Genomic DNA, 17,642 nt, shown 5'->3' with positions numbered 1-17,642 from the left:
CGTACCGCGACGGATCTTCGACCCCGAGCCATCGAGCAGCATGATCACGGTGAACGCGGGGTGAGCGGAGCGTGACCGGTATCTGGCCACCTCGAACGTTCGGCCAGCAGGCGAGACGGCCAGATGAACCGTTGACGACATGTCGTGACGCAGATAACGTCCGTAACACGTCCGATACGAGCACAGTCGTTCGGATGCCGCACAACTGAGTTTGGTGACGGTCGGTCACCTCGGGGCCGAGCCTACGCGTCCCTGCCGTAATCGGCCGGAGAGCCTGCGTGATATCGGAGCTACTCAATAGGAGACGGCATGACCAGTTCGGTTCACGAGACCCGGGGTACCCCCTTCGCGCTGCGGACCCGACGTGGATTCCTCGGTGCGGTGGCCCTCGGGGTCGGGGCGACGGTGCTCTCCGCCTGTGGGGACGACTCGGCGGGCGCCGGCGGCGACGGTGGCGGGACGACGGACGTCACGTTCCTCAGCATCATTCCGGTGGCCAGCATCTCGATGTCTCCGGAACTGCTCGCGGACACCGGCGGTCACTTCAAGCGGCACGGCCTGAACGTCAAGCTCCAGGTGACCCAGGGCTCCCCACCGGCGATCCAGACCGTTCTGGCCGGCTCGGCCCTGCTGACGAAGATCGGTGACATCGAGACGATCACCGCGATCTCGGACAAGAACGCTCCGTTGGTGAATCTGGGTGGGGTGGAGAAGCAGGGCCTGCTGCGGTTCATGTCGAGCAAGCGGAAGCCGCTGACGAAGCCGGAGGACTTCCGGGGCGTGACGATGGGGTTGCCGTCGACGGGTGGGACGAGTGAGAAGACCCTCGATCTGGTGCTGGCTTCGGCGGGTATTCCGAAGGACTCCGTTAAGCGGCAGGTGGTCGGGCTGGCGCCGGGTGTGTTCGAGTTGGTGAAGTCGGGTCGGATCGACGGTTACATCGTCTCGCTGGACACTTCGCTGTCGGTACTCGCCCAGCAGCCGGACGCGGTGGCCTTCGCGCCCAGTTCGGTGGTCTCGGCCGGCGTGCAGCTCTACGCGACGTCGAAGCAGCAGAGCGAGGACCCCGGCAACCAGGACCAGTTCCGGCGCTTCCTCCAGGCGATCGCCGACTCGATCAAGTTCATGGTCGACGACGAGAAGAACGGCTTCAAGGAGACCATGCGGCTGATCGGGACGAAGTACGACGTCCCGTCTTTCAAGGACCAGGCGGTCGCGGTCGAGGCGCTGAAGCTCTTCGTCAAGTCGTGGACCGTGGACGGACCGGACAAGATCGTCCAGACGAACCCCCAGAGTTGGCAGGCCACCTACGACGAGATGGTGAAGTCCCAGCTCGTCGCGGGCGGGAAGGACCCGTCGGCATGGCTGACCGACAAGTTCGCTCCCACCGCCGCCTGACCGCCCAGCGGACCGCCGCCCGCCTCGGCGCGCGGCACTCCGACCCATCTCGCCACCTGCCGGTGGCCGGCGAAACATCCAGGGATCGATGGAGATGACACAGAAGACAACGGTGCAGGACGGTACTGGTGACGCCGCGGCGCCCCGGGGTGAACTCCCGGACGCTCAGGCTGTGGCGGATTCCTCCCGGCCCGAGTTGGGGTCGGTGGAGCTTGAGCTCGCCGGGGTGAACAAGGTTTACCAGGCGCGGCGGGGTCGGGTTGAGGCGTTGCGGGACGTGAACCTGTCGATTCGGCGGGGTGAGTTCGTGTCGTTGGTGGGTCGGTCGGGGTGTGGGAAGACGACGTTGTTGCGGATTCTGTCGGGGCTGTTGCCGCCGTCGTCGGGGTCGGTGACGGCGAACGGGCAGTCGATCTGGCGGGGTGCGTCCCGCAACGACGAGGCGCTCAAGCAGGTCGGGTTGGTGTTCCAGGAGGCGAACCTGTTTCCGTGGTTCACGATCGCCGAGAACATCGGGTTGCCGTTGAAGTTGCGGGGGGTGGACCGCAAGGCCCGGGCGGAGCGGGCGGAGGAGCTGTGTGACCTGGTCGGGTTGCGGGGGTTCGAGGGGGCGTATCCGCGGGAGTTGTCCGGGGGTATGCGGCAGCGGGCGGCGATCGCGCGGGCGTTGAGTGCGCGGCCGTCGATCCTGCTGATGGACGAGCCGTTCGGAGCCCTCGACGCGTTGACCCGGGACAAGATGAACCTCGAACTACAGAGCATTCACGCGGCGACGGGGGCGACGGTGGTGTTCGTGACGCACTCGATTTCGGAGGCGGTGTTCCTGGCCGACCGGGTGGTGTTGTTGACGCCACGTCCGGGCCGGATCCGGTCGGTGACCTCGGTGTCGCTGGATCGGCCGAGGTCGGCGGACACCGAGGCGTCGGCGGAGTTTCAGCAGATCGTGCGAGGACTGCGGGTGGAACTGGACGAGGAGTCCTGATGGGTGAGCGTGAGGGTGTCGGCCGGCTGCTGCCGTGGATCAGTTCCCCGATCCTGCTGCTGTTGTTCCTCGGGGTGTGGCAGTTCGCGGTGTCGGTGGTGGGGGTGTCGGAGTTCATCCTGCCGGCGCCGGTGAAGGTCGGTGAGTCGCTGGTCGGGATGTTGGATGACCCGGCCACCTGGGCGCATGTCCGGGTGACCCTGTTCGAGGTGCTGCTCGGGTTCGCGATCGCGCTGCTGGTCGGGACCGCGTTGGGGGCGGTGTTGGGCCGGATGGTGTGGTTGGAACGGGCAGTGCAGCCGGCGATGGTGGCGTTCCAGGTGGTGCCGAAGGTGGCGCTGGTGCCGATCTTCGTGATCTGGTTCGGGTTCGGGATGACGTCGAAGATCGTGATGGCGGTGATCCTGGCGTTCTTCCCGATCATGCTGAACGTCCTGCTGGGGGTCCGGTCGGTGGATCGGGGACATCGGGACGTGATGCGCGGCCTGGGTGCGTCGCGGTGGGCCACGTTCCGGGACCTCGAACTGCCCAGTACGTTGCCGTACATCTTCGCTGGGGCGGAGGTCGGGATCGTGTTCGCGGTGATCGGCGCGATCGTCGGCGAGTTCCTCGGCGGCAGTGAGGGACTGGGTTATCTCGTCGTGTCGAGTCTGAACTCGTTGGACGCGCCGACCCTGTTCGCGGTGATCGTGATCCTCGCCGTCCTCGGTTCCCTGTTGTATCTCGCGGTCACCACCGCGAAACGACTCGTCATCCCCTGGCACGACTCCGTCGCCAAGCAGTAGTACCCCGCACACGCCACCCGAACCCGCGACAAGCCGCCGTACGGCGGACAGGCCAGGGCACCGGACCAGGCCGCCCTCCCGACCAGCCGGTCCTGACTGACCAGTCAGTCAGGACCGGTGGAGCCGGGCCGGCGGCGGGCCGATGGAGAGGAGAACAGTGGGAACTCCGCTTCGAGAGCGGACCCGATGCTGACCAGGACCGCCGTCTTCCGGGCCGGCACCTGGCAGCCACCGGCGTCCGACCGGACGGTCACCCTGGTCGACCCCAGCACCGAGCAGCCGTTGGGCTCGGCGCCCTGGGGTGACGCGCGGGACGTCGACGCGGCGGTACGCGCGGCCCGCCAGGCCGTCGACGCCGGGGAGTGGGGCCGGAGTACGGCGACCGAGCGGGCCGAGGCCATGGAGCGGCTCGCCGACGCGATCGAGGCCCGTGCCGACGAGCTGGCCCGGCTGGTGAGTCGGGAGATCGGGCAGCCGCTCGCGGTCTCCCGCCGTTACAGCGTGCTGCGGCCGGTGGGCGTACTGCGCTACTACGCCGAGCTGACCCGGCAAGGGGCGACCGAGCAGGTACGCCCGGCGGCGATGCGCCCCGGCCACACCGTGGTACGCCACGAGCCGGTCGGGGTGGTCGGGCTGATCGTGCCGTGGAACTATCCGCAGGCGCTCACCATGGCCAAGCTCGCCCCGGCCCTCGCCGCGGGCTGCGCGGTGGTGATCAAGCCGGCGGCGGAGACCTCGCTCGACGCCTACCTACTGGCCGAGGCCGCCGAGGCGGCGGAGCTGCCGGCCGGGGTGCTCAACCTGGTGCCGGGCGGCCGGGACACCGGGGAGCTGCTGGTCCGGCACCCGGGAGTGGACAAGATCGCCTTCACCGGTTCGACCGCGGCCGGCCGGGCCATCGGCGCGATCTGCGGCGAACTGCTCCGGCCGGTGTCGCTGGAGTTGGGCGGCAAGTCGGCCGCGATCGTGCTGCCGGACGCCGACCTCGACACCGTGACCGGGCAGTTGACGATCGGCTCGTTCGGCAACGCCGGGCAGACCTGCTTCCTGCTCTCCCGGGTGCTCGCCCCCCGCTCCCGGTACGCCGAGCTGGTCGACGCGCTGCGCGAGGTCGCCGACCGGTTCGTCCTCGGCGACCCGCTGGACGAGCGCACCACGATGGGTCCGCTGGTCAGCGCCCGGCAGCGGGACCGGGTCGCCGAGTACGTCGCGAACGGGCTCGACCAGGGCGCTCGGCTGGTCACCGGCGGGAGCCGACCGGCCGGGCGGGACCGGGGCTTCTACTTCACCCCGACGGTCTTCGCCGACGTCGACAACCGGTCCCGGATCGCCCAGGAGGAGATCTTCGGACCGGTGGTCTGCGTACTGCCGTACGACGGGGAGGAGCAGGCGGTCGCGCTCGCCAACGACTCGGCGTACGGGTTGGGCGGCAGCGTCTTCACCGGCGATCTCGAACACGGGCTGGCGGTCGCCCGCCGGATCCAGACCGGCACGATCGGGATCAACGGCTACGCGCCCGATGTCACCGCCCCGTTCGGCGGCTACAAGGCCAGCGGGCTGGGCCGGGAGAACGGCCCCGAGGCGATCGCCTCCTACCAGAACGTCAAGTCGATGTACGTGACCGCCGGCGAGCCGGCGCGAGAAGTTCGCGGTGCGCGGACGACAGGGATGGGGCGATGACAGCAACGGCGGAGATACCCGGCAGCGGGACGACAAAGGAACTGGAGCGGGGGCGGCCGGTCGGCCACGCCGAACTGGCCCGGCGGGCGGACTGGATCCGGCTGCGCACGATAGACCTGATCGACCAGGCCGGCCTCGGCCACTACTCCAGCACCTTCTCCTGCGCGGAGATCTTCTCGGTGCTCTACTACCACACCCTGCGGCTGCGCCCGGGCCGGCCGGACTGGCCGGACCGGGACCGGTTCCTGCTCGGCAAGGGACACGTCGCGACCGGGCTCTGGCCGGTCTACGCCGACCTCGGCTACTACCCGGCGGAGTGGCTGGAGACGTTCGGCCAGCTCGGCAGCCCGCTCAACGACCACCCGAACATGCGGCTCGCCCCCGGTGTCGACTTCAGCTCCGGGTCGCTCGGCCACAACCTCTCGGTCGGGCTGGGCATGAGCCTGGCCGGCCGGCTGACCGGGCGGGACTACCGCACCTTCGTACTCACCGGCGACGGCGAGATCCAGGAGGGGCAGGTCTGGGAGGCGATCATGGCTGCCGGCCACTACCGGCTCGGCGGCGGGTTGGTCGCGATCGTCGACGCGAACGGCTTTTCCGGGCACGGGCCGACCTCCGACGCCATCGACATCGAGTCGGTCGCCGACCGCTTCACCGCGTTCGGCTGGCAGGCGGTCGAGGTGGACGGGCACGACGTGGCGGCGCTCTGCGCGACCTTCGACGCGCTGCCCCCGGTCGGCGAGGGGCGGCCGGTCTGCGTGGTCGCCCGGACCCGCAAGGGCAAGGGCCTGGCGATGATGGAGGAGTCGCCGCAGTCCTGGCACCTCGGCCATCTGACCCCGGAACAGCGCGACCGGGCTCGCGCCGAGATCGAAGCGAGGATGCGATGACCGAGACCCAGGCCCCACCCGCGACAGACCCGATGCCGCCCGGACAGGAGAAGGCCCCGGAGGCGCGGGAGAAGATGGTCGACGTCTTCGCCGACGACAAGGGCCACACCCAGGTGAAGACCAATCCGGTGGGTGTGGAGATCGCCCGACTCGCCGACGCCGACGAACGGGTGGTGGCGCTCTCCGCCGACATGAGCGCGGTGCTGGCCGACCTGCGGGCCCGGCATCCGGAGCGGTACTTCGAGTTCGGCATCGCCGAGACCAACACCATCTCGGCGGCGGCCGGGATGGCGGCGAGTGGGCTGCGGCCGTACGTGCTGTCGATGGCGCCGTTCGGGGCGATCAAGTGTGCCGAGCAGTTGCGCACCGACGTGGCGTACAACCATCTGCCGGTGCGGTTCGTGGCCCGGCTCTCCGGGCTGGCGATGGGGTTCTTCGGCACCAGCCACCACGCGGTCGAGGACGTGGCGATCGCGCGTACCCTGACCAACCTGACCGTGGTGGCGCCGGCGGACAGCAACGCCACCGTCGGACTGCTCCGCTCTACTGTGGAGCATGACGGCCCGGTCTTCTACCGGATCAGCGAGGGCACCCTGCCGGTCTATCCGGAGCCGCCGACCTTCGACTACGGCAAGTGGGTCCAGGTCCGCCCCGGTGACGACCTGACCATCATCGGGTACGGCATCGGGGTCGGTCTCGCGCTGGCCGCCGCCGAGACCCTGGCGGCCGAGGGAATCGAGGCGGCGGTACTCGACGCGGTCTACCTCAAGCCGTTCGACCGGGAAGCCCTGCTGGCGGCGGCCCAGCGCACCGGCAAACTGCTCACCGTCGAGGAGCACAACGAGATCGGCGGGCTCGGCTCGATCGTCGCCGAGGTGCTGGGCCGGCACCGGGTACCGGCGGATCTCGACACCCTGGCGCTGCCCGACGTCGACCTGGAGGTCGGGGTGCCGGCCACGCTGCACGCGCACTACGGCCTCACCCCGGACGGCGTGGCCCGGCGAGCCCGGGCGCTGGTCGGGGCCTGAGCGATGCGCGCCGTCGTCTGTGTGCCGGGCGGCACCGAACTGGCCGAACTGCCGGATCCGGTGCCCACCCCGGACGGCGTGGTCGTCGCGGTCGACGCCTGCGGGCTGTGCGGCTCCGACGTGCACATGGTCGAGCACGGCCGGGCCGTACCCGGACACGTGCTCGGGCACGAGTTCGCCGGGCGGATCGCCGAGCGGGGCCGGGATGCCGACCGGTGGCGGATCGGGCAGCCGGTCGCGGTGAACCCGCTCGGCGGCTGCGGGACCTGCCAGTCCTGCCGGCGCCACCTGCCGTTCCGCTGCCCGGCCCTGCCCAACCTCGGGCTGACCGCCCCGGGGGCGTACGCGGAGTACGTCGCCGTGCCGCAGGCGCAGCTCGTGGCGCTGCCGGACGAGGTCGAGCCGGAACTCGGTGCGCACGCCGAACCGCTGGCGGTGGCGCTCCGGGCGGTACGCCTCGGCCGGCCCGAGCCCGGCGAACCAGCCGTGGTCTACGGGGTCGGCAGCGTCGGGCTGAACGTGATCCTGGCGTTGCGGCTGGCCGGCGCCGGCCCGATCGTCGCGGTCGGCCGTTCCGCCGGACGTCGGGCCGCCGCCGAGGCGCTCGGCGCGGACGTGGTACTGGACAGCCGGGTCACCTCGCTGGCCCGGCACGCGGCGGAGCACGGGCTGGCCTTCGGCTCCGGCTACGAGTGTTCGGCGGCGGTCGGTGCGCTGGCCGAGACGGTGGCGGTACTCGCACCCGGCGGAGTGGCCGTGCAGGTCGCGTTGAACTCCGCGCCGGAGTCGCTGGACGCCCGGGGGCTGGTCGGCCGGGGACTGACCGTGGTCGGCAGTTGCGCCTTCGACGCCGACGACTACGCACAGGCGGTGGCGCACCTGCTGGCCGGCCGGGTCGACGGGGCGGCGCTGGTCAGCGAGCGGGTCTCGCTGGCGGAGGTACCGGAGACCCTGGTCCGGCTGCGCCACCCGGGCGACCTGGTCCGGGTCCTGGTGCGGCCGTGACCGGCGGCGGGGGCGCGGGCGTGACTGGTCGGCGGCGGCGACGGGTCGAGGGTGTGCCTGGTCGGTGGAGGGCCGTGACCGGCGGCGGGATCGGGAGTGTGCCTGGTCGGTGGACGGCCATGACCGGCGGCGGGGTCGAGAGCGTGCCCGGCCGGCGGCCGGGCGTGGGCGGGGAGCGGGAGGGAGTCAGGTGAGGGAGTTCCGGGACAGGGTCGCCGTGGTGACCGGCGCCGGCAGTGGGATGGGCCGGGCCTTCGCGCAGCGCTTCGCCGAGGAGGGCATGCGGGTCGTCGCGGCCGACGTCCAGGCGGACGCGCTGGACCGGGCGGTCGCCGAGCTGACCGCCGACGGCCACCAGGTCGTCGGGGTACGCACCGACGTCTCCGACCCGGCGGCCGTGCGCGACCTCGCCGACCGGGCGGTCGAGGCGTTCGGCAAGGTGCACGTGATCTGCAACAACGCCGGAGTCGAGGGCTATCTCGACGGGGCGATCTGGGAGGCGACCGACCGGGACTGGACCTGGACCGTCGGGGTCAACTTCTGGAGCGTGGTCTACGGGGTGCGGACCTTCCTCCCGCTGATCCTGTCGCACGGCGAGGGCGGGCACGTGGTGAACACCGCCTCGATGACCGCGGTGACCCGTCCGTCCAACATGTACGGCATCACCAAACACGCCGTACTGGCGCTGACCGAGACCCTCTACGCCGACCTGCGCACCCGGGGCGTACCGGTGGGGGTCACCGCGCTCTGCCCGGGGACCATCGCGACGAACCTCTTCCTCGGCAGCCGTAACCGGCCGAGCGAGCTGCGCAACGAGACCGAGACTCCGGGTGCGGTGGCCGGCCGGTCCAAGCGGGAGCTGATGCACGCCCGGCTGGCCGAGGGGATGTCCCCGGCCGAGGTCGCGGAACACCTGGTCGCGGCGATCCGCGCAGACCGGTTGTACGCGCTGACCGACGCCGACTGGGACGACCGGATCCGGGAGCGGGCCGGCAACATCCTCGATCGGGCCAATCCGGTTCTCGATCGGGCCAACCCGGTCCTCGATCGCGTGCCCCCGGTCGCGCGGACGAATCCTCCGACGGTCAACGGAAAGGCGAGCTGAACGCGATGGCAGGCAGATTCGAGGGTCGGGTGGCGGTCGTCACCGGCGGCGCGGCTGGCTTCGGCCGGGCGGTGGGGCAGCGGCTGCTGGCCGACGGCGCCCGGGTGGTGCTGGTGGACCGGGACGCCGAGGCGCTGGCCGGCACCGCCGCCGAGCTGGGCGGCACCGGACCGGTCCGGGCGATCCGGGCGGACGTCAGCCAGGAGGCCGAGGTCGCCGGGTACGTCGCCGAGGCGGTGGCGGCGTACGGCCGGATCGACGCGTTCTTCAACAACGCCGGCATCGAGGGGCGGATGGCCCCGATCACCGAACTCGGCGTCGACGACTTCGACCGGGTGATCGCGGTGAACCTGCGCGGCGTCTTCCTGGGACTGCGGGAGGTGCTCCGGGTGATGAAGGCGCAGCGCGGCGGTGCGATCGTGAACACCGCCTCGATGGCCGGGATCCGGGGCAGCGCGACGTTCAGCCCGTACGTGGCGTCGAAGCACGGGGTGATCGGGCTGACCCGGTGTGCCGCGCTGGAGGGTGCGCCGTACGGGATCCGGGTCAACACCGTCGCGCCGGGGCACATCGACACCCGGATGGCCCGGGACCTGACCGTGCAGGTGGCCCCGGACGACCCGCAGGGCGCGTACGACCGGGCGGCGGCCCGGGTGCCGCTGGCCAGGTATGGCACCGCCGAGGAGGTGGCGCACCTGGCGACCTGGCTCCTCTCCGACGAGGCGAGCTACGTCTCCGGCGCCACCCACCTGATCGACGGGGCGCTGAACGCGTGACCCGTCGTCCCGAGGAGATCTCCGATGACCCTGCGCAGCAACCTCGCGGTCGGCAGTTCCCGCTGGGCCGTCCGGCGGGCCCAGTGGCGGGCCCTCGGGCTGACCGACGAGGAGATGACGAAACCGAAGATCGCGATCGTCAACTCCTCGTCGAACCTGGCGATCTGCTTCAGCCACCTGGACGACATCGTGCCGCCGCTGAAGGAGGCGATCCGGGCCGCCGGCGGGGTGCCGTTCGAGGTGCGTACCGCCGCGCCCAGCGACTTCATCACCAGCGCCGGCCGGGACGGCCGGTACATCCTGCCCAGCCGGGACCTGATCGTGAACGACATCGAGGTCGCGGTCGAGGGTGCGCTGCTGGACGGGATGGTCTGCCTGGCCTCCTGCGACAAGACCGCGCCCGGCCAGTTGATGGCGGCGGCCCGGCTGGACATCCCGACCATCGTGGTCGGCTGCGGCTACCAGCCGAGCGGCCGGTTCCGGGGCGAGCACGTCGACATCGAGGAGGTCTTCCTCGCCGCCGGTCACGTGGCGGCCGGGCACCTCTCGCTGCCGGACCTGACCGAGATGAGCGACAACGCGATCCGGGGGCCGGGGGTGTGCGCCGGGATGGGTACCGCCAACTCGATGCACATCGCCAGCGAGGCGCTCGGGATGACCCTGCCGGGCAGTACCCCGGTGCTGGCGAACAGCCCCCGGATGTGGGCGGACGTGCGCCGGGCCGGCGAGCGGATCGTCGCGATGGTGGCGGAGGGGCTCAAGCCGAGCGACATCCTCACCGTCGAGGCGTTCGAGAACGCGGTGACCGTGCTGCTGGCGGTGAGCGGCTCGGTCAACACGATCAAACACCTCCAGGCGGTCGCCGTCGAGGCGCGCCGCGCCGTCGACGTCCCGGCGCTGTTCGAGCGGTACGCCGACGCGGTGCCGCTGCTCGCCGCGATCCGGCCGAACGGGCCGCACTTCATCGAGGAGTTCGAGGCGGCCGGTGGTGCCCTGGCGGTGCTGAAGCAGCTCGCCGGCCAACTGCACCTGTCGGCCCGTACGGTGACCGGCCAGACCCTCGGCGAGGTGCTGGCCGGCGTCACGGTCGCGGACGAGGAGATCATCCGACCGGTCGACCGCCCGCTCGGCCGCCGCCCCGGCATCGTGGTGGTACGCGGCTCGCTGGCCCCGGACGGTGCGGCGGTGAAGCGACCGGTCGACGACCGGGGGCCGACCCGGTTCGAGGGCCGGGCGATCGTCTACCCCAGCCGGGACGCCGCCCTGGCCGGGCTGGCCGCCGGTCAGATCCGGCCCGGCCACGTGGTGGTGGTGGCCGGACTCGGCCCGAAGGGCGGCCCGGGGATGGGGATGGCCTCGGCGGTGGTCTTCGCCCTGGACGGGGCGGGGCTGGGCGACCAGGTCGCGGTGGTCACCGACGGGCAGATGTCCGGGCTGGTTAACACCGGGATCGTGGTCGCCGAGGTCTCCCCGGAGGCGGCCGTCGGCGGACCGCTGGGACTGGTCGAGGCGGGCGACCCGATCGCGATCGACGTCGCCGCCCGCACGGTCGACCTGCTGGTCCCGGCCGAGGTGCTCGCGGAGCGCCGCGAGCGGTTCCGGCCCCGACCGGACTCCGGCGAGCAGGGCTGGCTCGCCATCTACGAGCGACTGGTCACCCCGGTGGCCGAGGGTGCCGTGCTGACCGAAGAAGGGAACAAGGGATGACGTCCGGCAGCGGGGAACTGGTCGAGCCGGGGCGGCGTACCCCGGTGCTCGGCGAGTACGACGTGGTGGTGCTCGGCGGCGGACCGGCCGGGGTGATGGCGGCAGCCGCCGCAGCCCGGACCGGCCGGTCCACCATCCTGATCGAGCGGTACGGCTATCTCGGCGGGGCCGGCAGCGCCGGTGGGCTGAGCACCTTCTGCGGGCTGCACGCCAACGTGCACGGCGAGCACCGTCAGGTGATCCACGGGCTCGCCGACGACCTGCTGGCCCGGATGGCAGCGCTGGACGGGCTGAATCCGGCACACCTCTCCTTCGAGAACCGGATCCTGGCCCAGGCGTACGACATCTCGGCGTACAAGATCGCCACCGACGACCTGGTGGTGGAGTCGGGGGCGAAGGTGCTCTTCCATGCCCTCGCCGTCGGGGTGCTGATGGGCGCCGACGACACCGTGCACGCCGTACTGGTCGAGTCGAAGTCCGGCCGGGGTGCGATCGTCGGGCGGTTCTTCGTCGACTGCTCCGGCGACGCCGACCTGGCCGCCTGGGCCGGTGCGCCCTACGAGAAGACCCCGGCCGACGCCGGGATGATGTATCCGTCGCTGATGTTCCGGATCAACGGGGTGGACGCCGAGACGGCGATCCGGGAGCGGGAGCGGCTGCCCGAGCTGATGGACGCCGCCGAGCGGGCCGGCACGTTCCGGTTCGCCCGGAAGAAGCCGATCGTGCGCCCGCAGCGTAACCCGCTGGAGTGGCGGGCCAACATGACCCAGCTCAGCAACCCGGACGGCAGCGCGATCGACGGCACCGACGTGGAGCAGCTCAGCCTCGGCGAGTTGCAGGGCCGGCGGCAGATCCGGGACCAGTTCCCGTTCTTCCGGGAGCAGGTCCCCGGCTTCGCCGACTCGTACGTGGTCGACATCGCCCCGTCGATCGGGATCCGGGAGACCCGGCGGATCGTCGGCCCGTACCAGCTCACCAGCGACGACATCCTGGACTGTGTCGACTTCCCGGACACCATCGGGGTGAACGGCTGGCCGGTGGAGGCGCACGTGGCCGGGGACGTGGTGATCCGCTGGCCGAACGGCGACGACCCGCGCGGCTTCAACCAGCTCCCGTTCCGGATGATCGTGCCGCAGCGACTGGCCAACCTCTACGTCGCCGGCCGGTGCGCCTCGATGACCCACGACGGGCAGTCGTCGGCCCGGGTCACCGGCCCGTGTTTCGCGATGGGCCAGGCGGCCGGTACGGCGGCGGACCTGGCGCTCGGCGCCGGGGTGGCCGGCGGCGAGGTCGACGTCGCGCGGTTGCAGAAGCGGCTGACCGAGGACGGGGCGTACCTGGGGACGTCGTGGTGAGCGCCGGTGTCGGGCCGGCCGAGCGGAGGAGGTGACGGGTCGATGCGGTTGACCGACGACGAGCGGCGGATGCGCGACGGCGAGCAGGGCGAGGCCGTCCAGGCCGCGATGGACCTGCTGATCCGGTACGGCGAGGTGCTCGGCGCCGAACGCCTGGTGGAGACCGACAACGTCTGCGGGGCCAACATCTTCGGCCCCCGGCAGATGCAGCTCTGCGGGCACGCCGGCCCGGACGCGGTCTTCTCGGAGTTCAGCCTGGACAGCCCGAAACCGGTGGAGATCACTCCGATGCGGGCGCAGAGCTATCAGCTCATCGGGCCGATGGACACCCAGCACTGGCAGGTGCAGGGGCTCAGCCAGGAGGCGCACGACGCGATCGAGGAGTCCGAGTCGTACAGCGCCCGGCACGGCATCCACCTGATGAACACCTGCACGCCGTACCAGGTCGGGAACGTGCCGGTGAAGGGGGAGCACTGCGCCTGGATGGAGTCCTCGGCGGTGGTCTACGTCAACTCGGTGCTCGGCGCCCGGACCAATGTGGAGGGTCGGGAGAGCGCGGCGGCGGCGATGCTGACCGGCAGGATCCCGTACTGGGGCTATCACCTGGCCGAGAACCGGTTCGGCAGCCACCTGGTCGAGGTGGCCGAGCCGGTGCGCAGCAGCCTGGACTGGGGACTGCTCGGCTACTACGTGGGTGAGCTGGTCCAGGAGGGGGTGCCGGTGCTGGACGGCATCACCGAGGTGCCGAACCTGGTCAAGCTCAAGCACTTCGGCGCCGCTGCCGCCTCCTCGGGCGGGGTCGAGATGTATCACATCCCCGGCACCACCGTGGAGGCCAGGAGTGTCGAGGAGGCGTTCGGCCCGCGCCGGCCGGTGCAGACCCTCCGGTACGGGGAGCGCGAGCGGCGGCAGACGTACGAGCAGTTGAACCACACCGCCCGGGACACCGACGTCGACCTGGTGATGATCGGGTGTCCACACGCGACACTGAGCCAGATCCGGGACGTCTGCCGGCTGGTCCAGGGCCGGAAGGTGCACGCGGACAGCGCGCTCTGGGTCTTCACCCCGCGCGCCATCCGGCAGGTCGCCGAGCAGAACGGCTACGCCCAGATCCTCCGGGACGCCGGTGCGCTGCTGATGAGCGACACCTGCCCGGCGATCGGGCAGTTCCTGCCGAAGGGAACCCGGGTGATCGCCACCGACTCGGCCAAGCAGGTGCACTACCTGCCGGCGATCATGAAGGTGCAGGGCTGGTTCGGCAGTACCACGGAGTGTGTGGAGTCGGCGCTGACCGGCCGCTGGCAGGGGGAGCTGCGATGACGGCGACGGGCAGCACCATCACGCTGCACGGCCGGGGGCTGGTCGGCGGGGTGGCCGAGGGCGAGGCGCTGGTGACCCGGGACAGCATCTCCGGCTGGGGCGGCATCGAGCCGACCGGCGGCCGGATCATCGAGTCCCGGCACGAACTCGCCGGCCAGTCGTTCCGGGACCGGATCCTGGTCTTCCCCGGCGCGAAGGGCTCCTCCGGCTGGTCCGGCATGTTCCACATGTCGCGGCTGGCCGGGTCGGCACCGAAGGCGATGATCTTCAACTACATGAACACCAAGATCGCGCTCGGCGTGGTGGTGACCCGGGTACCGGCGGTCACCGACCTCGACCAGGACCCGCTGGACGTGATCGAGACCGGCGACTGGGTATGCGTCGACGCCGACAACGGCCTGGTCGTGGTGACCAGGGGCGGCCGGCCGCAGACCGGTGCCGTGCCGCGGCAGCGACTGGACGGAGGGAAACCATGACTGACTGGGCGGGGGTGATCCTCGACCCGACCGGTGACGCGGACCGGGGTGCGGACACCACCCTGGCGCCCCGGCTGGGCAGCCTGCGGGGCGCCACCCTGGGCCTGTTGGACAACGGCAAGCCGAACGGTTCGGTGCTGCTCGGCGAGATCGGCGACCACCTGCGCGACCGGTACGGCGTCCGCGAGGTGGTGATGTACACCAAGTCGTACTTCGGCACGCCGGTGGACCAGACCCTGACCGAGCGGATCGTGCAGGAGTGTGACTTCGCCATCGCCGCCATCGGTGATTGAGGCTCGTGCAGCGCGGCCAGTTTGGCCGACGGAATTCTGCTGGAACGTGGCGGCATCCCAGCGGTCTCAATCTGCACCGAGCCGTTCAAGATTCCGGCCGACGCCATGGCCAGGGCCTACGGCTTCCCCGGTTTCCAATATCTGCTGACCCCGCACCCGGTCGCCAGCCTCACCCTGGTGGAGGTTCGGGAGCGGGTGGTCCAGATGACGCCGCGCATCCTGGAGATCCTGGGGGTGGAGGAGTGACGGGCGGAGGAGTGACGACGACCGGTGTGCCGGTCGGGTCCGACGGCGGCGGGGTGCCGGACCCCGCCGCCGTGCAGGACGCGATCGAGTACTGCTACGAACGCGGCTGGACGGACGGGCTGCCGGTGGTCCCCTGTGACCAGGCGCTGCTCGACCGGTTCCTGGCGCAGACGGATCGCGGCCCGGACGACGTGGTGTTCGCGATGCCGCACCTCAACCGGCACTGCACGGTACGGCTGGCCGCGCTGAACGCCGCGATGGCCGGCTGCCGCCCGGAGTACTTTCCGGTGGTGCTGGCGGCCTGGGACTCGCTGGCCGCCGAGGGCTACCTCGCGAAGGGGATCTGGCAGAGCACCACCGGTACCGCCCCGATGCTGGTGGTGAACGGCCCGGTACGGGAGCGGATCGGGCTGAACAGCCGGGGGAACGTCTTCGGGCCGGGGTTCCGGGCCAACGCGACGATCGGCCGGGCGCTCCGGCTCACCGCGCTGAACGCGTTCGGCCTGCGCCCCCGGGAACTCGACCAGGCGACCCAGGGTACGCCGGCGAAGTACACCCTCTGCGTCGCCGAGAACGAGGAGGAGAGCCCCTGGGCGCCGCTGCCGGCGGAGTACGGCTTCGCGGCCGGGGAGAGCACGGTGACCGCGATGACGATCCGGTCGGTGGTGCACGTCGAGGCCCGGCACACCGGGGTACCGGAACAGTTGCTCCGGGACTTCGCCGACACGGTGGCCCGGACCGGGGCGCTGCTGCACGAGACGATCAGTGCCTGCCTGGTACTCAGCCCGGAGCACGCCCACCTGCTCGCCGGGGCCGGCTGGGACAAGCCCCGGATCCGCGAGTTCGTGCACGGCGCGGCGGTACGCAGCCGGGCCGGACTGGACCGGGTGGGCAAGGGGAGCGTCTCCCGGAAGTCCCGGTGGCGGGTACCGGCCGACCATCCGGATGCCGTACCGGACCGCGAGGCGGAGATCGATCCCGACTCGACCGTCGGCGATGGTCGGGTGCACGTGCTGAGGTCGCCGGAGACCGTCCTGGTGGTGGTCGCCGGGGCGTCGAACTCGGGCGTATCCGCCGTGGTGGAGACCTTTGGGCCGAGGGGCGACAGCCCCTGCGTCGTACCCGTTCCGGGAGGTTGACCCCGGACCTCCGGCAACCTGACCCGCGCGGCGCGGAGCTGCCGTGCCGGTGTCCGGACAGTTGCGATCATCGTTGTCCCGGGCGTAGCGTGGACGCGTAATTCATCGTCTGATGAATAAGGTGATCGCGATGGACGGGCACACGACCTGCGTCGTCGTCGGCGGTGGACCGGCCGGGATGGTGCTCGGGCTGCTGCTGGCCCGGGCCGGCGTCGACGTGACGGTGCTGGAGAAACACGGCGACTTCCTGCGTGACTTCCGGGGCGACACGGTGCACCCGTCCACCCTGCAACTCCTCGACGAACTGGGCCTCGGAGAGCGGTTCGCCGCCCTGCCGCAGAGCCGGCTGGACGAGGTCGCCTTTCCGCTGGCGCCGGGGCGGCAGATCGTCGTCGCCGACTTCCGCCGGCTGAAGACCCGGTATCCGTACGTCGCGATGGTGCCGCAGTGGGACCTGCTCAACCTGCTCGCCGAGGCCGGCGCCGCCGAGCCCTCGTTCACGCTGCGGATGCGGACCGAGGTGACCGAGCTGATCCGGTCGGACGGCCGGGTCCGGGGCGTGCGCTACCGGGGGCCGGACGGCGAGACCGGTGAGCTGCGCGCCGAACTGACCGTCGCCTGCGACGGCCGGTGGTCGCTGGCCCGGGACCAGGCCCGCCTGCCGGTCCGGGAGTTTCCGGTGCCGATCGACGCCTGGTGGTTCCGGCTGCCCCGCGACCCGCACGACGATCCGGCCGGGCTCACCCCCCGGGTCGGCCCGGGCCGGTTCGCCGTGGTCATCCCCCGGGAGGGTTACCTCCAGATCGCCTACATCGCCCGGAAGGGCAGCGACGCGCGGCTCCGGGCCCGGGGGATCGAGCAGTTCCGCCGGGACATCGCCGAACTGGCTCCCGGCTTCGCCGACCGGGTCGGCGCGATCGCCTCGATGGACGACGTCAAGCATCTCGACGTACGGCTGAACCGGCTCGACCGCTGGCACGTGCCCGGGCTGCTCTGCCTCGGCGACGCCGCGCACGCGATGTCACCGATCGGCGGGGTCGGGATCAACCTCGCCGTGCAGGACGCGGTGGCCGCCGCGACCCTGCTCGCCGAGCCGCTCCGGCGCGGCACGGTGACCGACGCCGAACTGGCGGGCGTCCGCGCCCGACGGCTGCTGCCGACGATCCTGGTGCAGCGGTTGCAGCGGCTCATGCACCGGGGCCTGGTCGCACCGATCCTCGACCGGCGTCGGGCCGGACCGCCCCGGCCGATACTGGCCCTGCTCCGGCGGTTCCCGTTCGCGTCCCTCGGCCCGGCCTACCTGATCGGCATCGGCGTACGCCCCGAGCACGCGCCGCCGTTCGCCCGCCGCCCGCCGACCCCGGTCGTCGTGGACGAGTAGTCACCCGGTGACCTCGACCGGCAGTCGCCCTTCCGTTATCCGGAAGACGTACTTCCCGGCCGGCGGAGCGCTCGAC

Annotated in this window: 16 protein-coding genes; all 16 read left to right on the top strand. The window is 71.5% G+C overall.

The window, feature by feature from the left end; genetic code table 11:
• The first annotated feature begins 309 nt into the window (after nt 1-309).
• The 16 genes from Pma05_RS03360 (at nt 310) to Pma05_RS03280 (ending at nt 17,566) form a co-directional block, all read left to right on the top strand.
• Entirely contained in the window at nt 310-1,398 is a 1,089-nt protein-coding gene (locus Pma05_RS03360) for an ABC transporter substrate-binding protein (RefSeq protein ID WP_203855755.1), read from the top strand.
• 94 nt (nt 1,399-1,492) lie between these two features.
• The gene (locus tag Pma05_RS03355) at nt 1,493-2,380 is read left to right on the top strand and encodes an ABC transporter ATP-binding protein (RefSeq protein WP_239311587.1); all 888 of its coding nucleotides are present in this window, start codon (nt 1,493-1,495) and stop codon (nt 2,378-2,380) included.
• Nucleotides 2,380-3,165, top strand: a complete 786-nt coding sequence (locus Pma05_RS03350; RefSeq protein WP_203855754.1) for an ABC transporter permease — start codon at nt 2,380-2,382, stop codon at nt 3,163-3,165. The genes Pma05_RS03355 and Pma05_RS03350 overlap by 1 nt, the downstream gene beginning before the upstream one ends.
• A 186-nt stretch (nt 3,166-3,351) precedes the next feature.
• The gene (locus Pma05_RS03345) at nt 3,352-4,845 is read left to right on the top strand and encodes an aldehyde dehydrogenase (RefSeq protein WP_203855753.1); all 1,494 of its coding nucleotides are present in this window, start codon (nt 3,352-3,354) and stop codon (nt 4,843-4,845) included.
• Nucleotides 4,842-5,735, top strand: a complete 894-nt coding sequence (locus tag Pma05_RS03340) for a transketolase (protein ID WP_203855752.1) — start codon at nt 4,842-4,844, stop codon at nt 5,733-5,735. Before Pma05_RS03345 ends, Pma05_RS03340 begins: the two co-directional genes overlap by 4 nt.
• Nucleotides 5,732-6,763 (top strand): transketolase family protein, encoded by a 1,032-nt coding sequence (locus Pma05_RS03335; RefSeq protein WP_203855751.1) that lies wholly within the window; start codon nt 5,732-5,734, stop codon nt 6,761-6,763. Before Pma05_RS03340 ends, Pma05_RS03335 begins: the two co-directional genes overlap by 4 nt.
• Nucleotides 6,764-6,766: 3 nt before the next feature.
• Nucleotides 6,767-7,768, top strand: a complete 1,002-nt coding sequence (locus Pma05_RS03330) for a zinc-dependent alcohol dehydrogenase (RefSeq protein WP_203855750.1) — start codon at nt 6,767-6,769, stop codon at nt 7,766-7,768.
• Between the two features lie 190 nt (nt 7,769-7,958).
• Nucleotides 7,959-8,873: an SDR family NAD(P)-dependent oxidoreductase gene (locus Pma05_RS03325; protein WP_203855749.1), complete on the top strand. Its 915-nt coding sequence runs from the start codon at nt 7,959-7,961 to the stop codon at nt 8,871-8,873.
• Nucleotides 8,874-8,878: 5 nt separating this feature from the next.
• Nucleotides 8,879-9,649: an SDR family NAD(P)-dependent oxidoreductase gene (locus Pma05_RS03320; protein WP_203855748.1), complete on the top strand. Its 771-nt coding sequence runs from the start codon at nt 8,879-8,881 to the stop codon at nt 9,647-9,649.
• A 24-nt stretch (nt 9,650-9,673) separates the two neighbouring features.
• The gene (gene ilvD / locus Pma05_RS03315; protein WP_203855747.1) at nt 9,674-11,356 is read left to right on the top strand and encodes a dihydroxy-acid dehydratase; all 1,683 of its coding nucleotides are present in this window, start codon (nt 9,674-9,676) and stop codon (nt 11,354-11,356) included.
• Nucleotides 11,353-12,711 (top strand): FAD-dependent oxidoreductase, encoded by a 1,359-nt coding sequence (locus Pma05_RS03310; RefSeq protein ID WP_203855746.1) that lies wholly within the window; start codon nt 11,353-11,355, stop codon nt 12,709-12,711. The genes ilvD and Pma05_RS03310 overlap by 4 nt, the downstream gene beginning before the upstream one ends.
• A 42-nt stretch (nt 12,712-12,753) precedes the next feature.
• Nucleotides 12,754-14,031, top strand: coding sequence for an aconitase X (locus Pma05_RS03305; protein WP_203855745.1), 1,278 nt, complete (start codon nt 12,754-12,756; stop codon nt 14,029-14,031).
• On the top strand, nt 14,028-14,507 hold the full coding sequence (locus Pma05_RS03300) for an aconitase X swivel domain-containing protein (protein ID WP_203855744.1): 480 nt from the start codon (nt 14,028-14,030) through the stop codon (nt 14,505-14,507). Before Pma05_RS03305 ends, Pma05_RS03300 begins: the two co-directional genes overlap by 4 nt.
• Entirely contained in the window at nt 14,408-15,046 is a 639-nt protein-coding gene (locus Pma05_RS44300) for a UGSC family (seleno)protein (RefSeq protein ID WP_443678467.1), read from the top strand. Before Pma05_RS03300 ends, Pma05_RS44300 begins: the two co-directional genes overlap by 100 nt.
• Nucleotides 15,047-15,057: 11 nt before the next feature.
• Nucleotides 15,058-16,185, top strand: a complete 1,128-nt coding sequence (locus Pma05_RS03285; RefSeq protein ID WP_203855741.1) for a hypothetical protein — start codon at nt 15,058-15,060, stop codon at nt 16,183-16,185.
• 130 nt (nt 16,186-16,315) lie between these two features.
• Nucleotides 16,316-17,566, top strand: coding sequence for an FAD-dependent oxidoreductase (locus Pma05_RS03280; RefSeq protein ID WP_203855740.1), 1,251 nt, complete (start codon nt 16,316-16,318; stop codon nt 17,564-17,566).
• The last annotated feature ends 76 nt before the right edge of the window (nt 17,567-17,642 follow it).

The organism is Plantactinospora mayteni (genome assembly GCF_016862935.1).
Lineage (GTDB): Bacteria > Actinomycetota > Actinomycetes > Mycobacteriales > Micromonosporaceae > Plantactinospora > Plantactinospora mayteni.
This window is presented reverse-complemented; position numbering and strand designations above follow the sequence as displayed.